General features: G+C 67.4%; 5 protein-coding genes. 4 read left to right on the plus strand and 1 reads right to left on the minus strand.

Translation table 11 applies throughout. The features are described 5' to 3' along the window. A partial coding sequence (locus ACTHJR_RS17920) for a pyridoxal phosphate-dependent aminotransferase (RefSeq protein ID WP_440524717.1) occupies nt 1–815 on the minus strand: 815 nt, incomplete at its 3' end. Nucleotides 816–894: 79 nt separating this feature from the next. Here ACTHJR_RS17920 and ACTHJR_RS17925 point away from each other — a divergent pair. The 4 genes from ACTHJR_RS17925 to metW all read left to right on the plus strand — a co-directional run bounded on the left by ACTHJR_RS17925 (nt 895) and on the right by metW (nt 4,770). Next, complete coding sequence (locus ACTHJR_RS17925) at nt 895–2,463, plus strand: flavin monoamine oxidase family protein (RefSeq protein ID WP_440524718.1); 1,569 nt, start codon at nt 895–897, stop codon at nt 2,461–2,463. A gap of 176 nt (nt 2,464–2,639) precedes the next feature. Next, the gene (gene metX, locus ACTHJR_RS17930; RefSeq protein ID WP_440524719.1) at nt 2,640–3,755 is read left to right on the plus strand and encodes a homoserine O-acetyltransferase MetX; all 1,116 of its coding nucleotides are present in this window, start codon (nt 2,640–2,642) and stop codon (nt 3,753–3,755) included. Continuing rightward, nucleotides 3,752–4,186 (plus strand): GNAT family N-acetyltransferase, encoded by a 435-nt coding sequence (locus ACTHJR_RS17935; protein ID WP_440524721.1) that lies wholly within the window; start codon nt 3,752–3,754, stop codon nt 4,184–4,186. The genes metX and ACTHJR_RS17935 overlap by 4 nt, the downstream gene beginning before the upstream one ends. Continuing rightward, entirely contained in the window at nt 4,183–4,770 is a 588-nt protein-coding gene (metW, locus tag ACTHJR_RS17940; RefSeq protein ID WP_440524723.1) for a methionine biosynthesis protein MetW, read from the plus strand. Before ACTHJR_RS17935 ends, metW begins: the two co-directional genes overlap by 4 nt. The last annotated feature ends 145 nt before the right edge of the window (nt 4,771–4,915 follow it).

A 4,915-nucleotide genomic window follows, 5' to 3' on the forward strand; every position in this document is an offset into this window, starting at 1 on the left:
GTGTGCTCGACGAACTCGGTGTCGCCCAGCGCCGCGATCGCTGCCGCCGTGCCGGCGATGGTGATCGAGAAGGGCAAGCGGATGCGGTGCATCGCCTCGATGATCTTGGGGCTGGCATAGCCCCAGCCGATCCGCTCAGCGGCGAGCCCGTACATCTTGGAGAAGGTGCGCGTGACCAGCACGTTGGGCGCGGTCTCGGCCAGTTCCATGCCGCCATCCTCGGCATCGCCCTCGATATATTCGGCATAGGCATGGTCGAGCACGAGCAGGATGTCGGGGCGCAGGCCGACGTGCAGCCGCGCGATCTCTTCCTTGGTCGCGTAGGTGCCGGTCGGATTGTTCGGGTTGGCGATATAGACCATCTTGGTGCGCTCGGTGACGCAGGCCAGGATCGCATCGACATCGGTCGCATAGTCGTTGTCGGGGGCGATCACCGGCACCGCGCCGACGCGCCGCGCCGCGATCTCGTACACCGCGAATCCGTAATGGACGAAGATGACTTCGTCGCCCGGCCCGGCGAAAGCGCCGGCGGCGAGGTGGAGCACTTCGTCCGACCCGTTGCCGTAGATGATCCGCATCGGATCGAGCCCGTATTTGGCCGCGATCACCTCGCGTAGCTCGGCGCCGCTGGCGTCGGGATAGCGTTCGAGCCGGTTGGCGGCCGACAGGAACGCCTCGCGCGCCTTGGGCGAGGTGCCCAGGGGATTCTCGTTCGACGAGAGTTTGGAGACCTTGCGACCGTCATCGGTGGTCGATCGACCGGGGATGTACGGCGCGATGGCCATGATCCAGGGCTTGGGTTCAGGAGCGCTCATGATGGGTGGCCTATGCGCAGGGCGCTGTCGCCTTGGCAAGATTGAGCGTCTATGCACCGGATTCAAAGGGGAGGGCAGGTTGCGGGGACCGACGGCATTCTGGCAGGCGCTCGAGGCGGCGCGGCAGGAGAATTTGCGCGCAAGCGGTGAGACGCTGCCCATGCCGGGCGGCGACGGCCAGACGCGGCGCCAGGTGCTGCTCGCGCTGGCGGCGACTGCGGCGACAGCCGCTCTCCCGCGTCCCGTTCGCGCGGCCCCGGGCAGTGGTCCGGTGGTGATCATCGGCGGCGGCATCGCCGGTCTGTCGGCGCTGTGGCACCTGACCAAGGCGGGCGTCGATGCGCGGCTGTACGAGGCGCGCACCCGACTCGGCGGGCGGATGTACACCGCCAGGGCCAAGGGCGTGCCGGCGATCGAGATCGGCGGGCAATTGGTCAATACCGATCATGCCGACATGCATGAGCTTTGCCGCGAATTCGGCGTCGAGCTGATCGACCGCAAGGGCGGCCAGCACCGCACCATGATCCTCGACGGCGGGCGCGAAGTGCCCGAGGGCAAATTGGTCGCGGGCCTGCGCGGGATCGCGGGGCAGATCGATGCGGATTCGGTTCGGCTCGACCAGAATTACGCGCGCGTCGCGGCCGAGCTCGATCGGCTGTCGTTCACCGGCTATCTCGACAAATATGCCAGGCTGATCCCCGAATCCTGGGTGCGCCGCCTGATGGAAGCGACCGCGCGCACCGAATATGGCTGCGAGCCGAGTCAGGCCTCGGCGATCGAACTGGTGTTCAACCTGCCCTCGATCGACGGCCGCCGGATCGACGTGCTCAGCCGTAGCGACGAACGTTATCTGATGGCGGGCGGCAGTTCCTCGCTGGTCGAGACGATGGGCGCGCGGCTGGCCAATCGCATCACCACGTATCGCCGCGCCGTGCGGATCGATCCGTCGCCGAGCGGCGCACGCGTGACCTTCTCGAACAACGAGCGGATCGACGCCTCGGCGGTGATCGTGACCACGCCGGCCTCGATCATGAGCCGGATCGCTTATGGCGTGCCGCTGCCGGCCTTGTGGCGCCAGTTCATCGCCGAGGTCGGGCTGGGCAGGAACGGCAAGGTCCAGGCAGTTACCAATGCGCGGCCGTGGGAAAGACCGATCGGGCGCGGCGGCGAGATCTGGCAGACCGACCATGATGCCGGCTCTTCGCTCGGTTGGGACGGCGGGGTCCGCCCGGCATCGGGGCCAGGCAGCGTGTGGACCTGGTTCACCGGCGGTGAGGAGGTCCTCGCCGCCGATCGGGCCGATCCCCATGCGCTGGCGCTCAAGTTCGCGCGGCTCGCCGAGGCCGGGGTCAAGGGCATGGCCGGCGCGACCGGGACGACGGTGCGCCGCACCAATTGGCACCTCGATCCCTTCTCGATGGGGGCGTACGTCAATTTCCGCCCCGGCCAGCTGACCAAATTCGCCAATCTGATCTGGACTGAGACCGACGGCGTGGCATCGAATCCGCTATCGGCGGGCCCAGTCCATTTCGCCGGCGAGCATCTGTCGGATGCTTATCCCGGATACATGAACGGCGGCGCGCAAACCGGGCGGCTGGCGGCGCAATCGGTGATCGCCGCGCGGGCGCCGGCGAGACGGATGGGGTGACGCCAATTCCCTCTCCCGTTGGGAGAGGGAGGGAGCGGCGAAGCCGCGGAAGGGTGAGGGCAGAAATAGCTGACCTGCCCTCACCCCTCGCCGCTTACGCGGCTCGACCCTCTCCCAAAGGAAGAGGGTTTTAGATGACTTCCGTCCGCGCCCTTTTCCCTCTAACCGCCTCTCCGATGACCGACGATCAGCGCTTCGGCCTGTCGCGCCACGTGACCTTGCCGGGGCCGCTCCGCCTCGACGGGGGTGTGCTGCTGTCGCCGGTCGATATCGCTTACGAGACTTATGGCGAACTCGCGCCCGACGGCGCCAACGCGATCCTGATCTGCCACGCGTTGACCGGCGACCAATATGTCGCGAGCGATCATCCGATCACCGGCAAGCCCGGCTGGTGGACGCGGATGGTCGGACCGGGCAAGCCGATCGACCCCGAGCGCCACTTCATCGTCTGCGCCAATGTGCTCGGCAGCTGCATGGGATCGTCGGGCCCGGCGACGGTCAATCCGGCGACCGGCAAGCCCTGGGGGATGAGCTTCCCCGTCATCACCATCCGCGACATGGTCCGCGCGCAGGCGATGCTGCTCGATCATCTCGGCGTCGACAGCTTGACCGTGGTCGGCGGCTCGATGGGCGGGATGCAAGCGCTGAGCTGGGCCGCGACGTTCCCCGAGCGCGTGCGCAAGGCGGTGGTGATCGCCTCGACCGCGCGCCACACCGCGCAGAACATCGCCTTCCACGAAGTCGGGCGCCAGGCGATCATGGCCGATCCCAATTGGCGTAACGGCGACTATTATGGCGGCGGCGATCCGCCCGCCGCGGGCCTCGCGGTCGCGCGGATGGCGGCGCACATCACCTATCTGTCCGAAGCGGGGCTGACCGAGAAATTCTGCCGCCGCCTGCAGGCGCGCGAGGCCAAGTCGTTCGGGTTCGACGCCGATTTCCAGGTCGAAAGCTATCTCCGCCACCAGGGGCTGAGCTTCACCGACCGGTTCGACGCCAATTCCTATCTCTACATCACGCGTGCGATGGACTATTTCGATCTCGCCGAGGAGCATGGCGGGCTGCTCGCCAACGCCTTCAAGGGCAAGAAGACGCGTTTTGCGCTGGTCAGCTTCGACACCGACTGGCTCTATCCGACGCCGGAATCGCGCGCGATCGTCCATGCGCTCAACGCGGCGGGCGCGGCGGTCAGCTTCGTCGAATTGAACAGCCCGTTCGGGCACGATGCCTTCCTGCTCGACTCGCCGGAGCTCAATCGCGTGGTCGACGGCTTCCTGAGGGCGGCAGCATGATCGAACTTTCCGACGACAAGGCGCGGCTCGATGTCGAACGCGTGCATCGCTGGCTGGCGTCGAGTTACTGGACGCCGGGGATCGAGCGCTCGGTGGTGGAGAAAGCGATCGCGGGATCGCATTGCCTTGGCGCCTATGACGGTGGCGAACAGGTCGGCTATGCCCGCGCGATCACCGACCACGCCACCTTCGCCTGGATCGCGGACGTCTGGGTCGAAGAGCGGATTCGCGGGCAGGGGCTGGGGCGCCGGATGGTGCAATGGTTCCTCGATCATCCCGATCTCAAGCATATCCGCCGCATCGCGCTCGGCACTGCGGACGCGCATGGCGTCTATGCCGCGCTCGGTTTCCATCCGCTGATGCGGCCCGACCGTTTCATGGAGCGGCTGTCGCCCGAATATCATGCCCGGCTGAAGGGCATGGAGCGGTGAGCCTGCGCCCCGATCTCGCGGTGATCGCCGCCAATGTCGCGCCGGGCGCGCGCGTGCTCGACATCGGCTGCGGCGACGGCGAGCTGATGGCGGCATTGCGCGACGAGAAGGGTGTGGATGCCCGCGGGCTCGAGCTCGACGCCGGCGATGTCGCGAGCGCGGTCGCGCGTGGCCTGTCGGTGGTCCAGGGCGACGCCGATACCGATCTCGCCGGCTATCCCGACGACAGTTTCGATTACGCCATCCTCAGCCAGACCTTGCAGACCACGCGCGCGCCCGATGTCGTGCTCGAACATCTGCTGCGGATCGGGCGGCACGCGTTCGTGTCCTTTCCCAATTTCGCGCATTGGCGGGTACGCGCGTCGCTGTTGTGGGGCGGGCGGATGCCGGTCACGCGGCTGCTGCCGGTCGCCTGGTACGCGACGCCCAACATCCATCATGTCAAGGTCGACGATTTCCGCTCGCTGCTGAAGGAACGCGGCATCATCGTCGAGGGTGCCTGGTTCCTGTCGGGCGATCAGCGCACCAGCGCGACCATGGCGAATTTGCTCGCCGAGCACGCGGTGTTTTTGCTGAAGCGATAGCGGCCCGCAAAAGACAAATGACGCCTCCCCGGGGGAGGCCGGGGGCCCCGGGGGGCGGAAAAATTAGGGGGGGGGTGGCGGCCGACGTGCCGCGCCACAAGGGCCCCCCCGAGGGCCGGGGGGGGGGGAGGGGGCGGGGTAAGTG

The sequence above is a fragment of the Sphingomonas sp. genome (genome assembly GCF_051962185.1).
In the GTDB taxonomy this organism is placed as follows: Bacteria; Pseudomonadota; Alphaproteobacteria; order Sphingomonadales; family Sphingomonadaceae; genus Sphingomonas.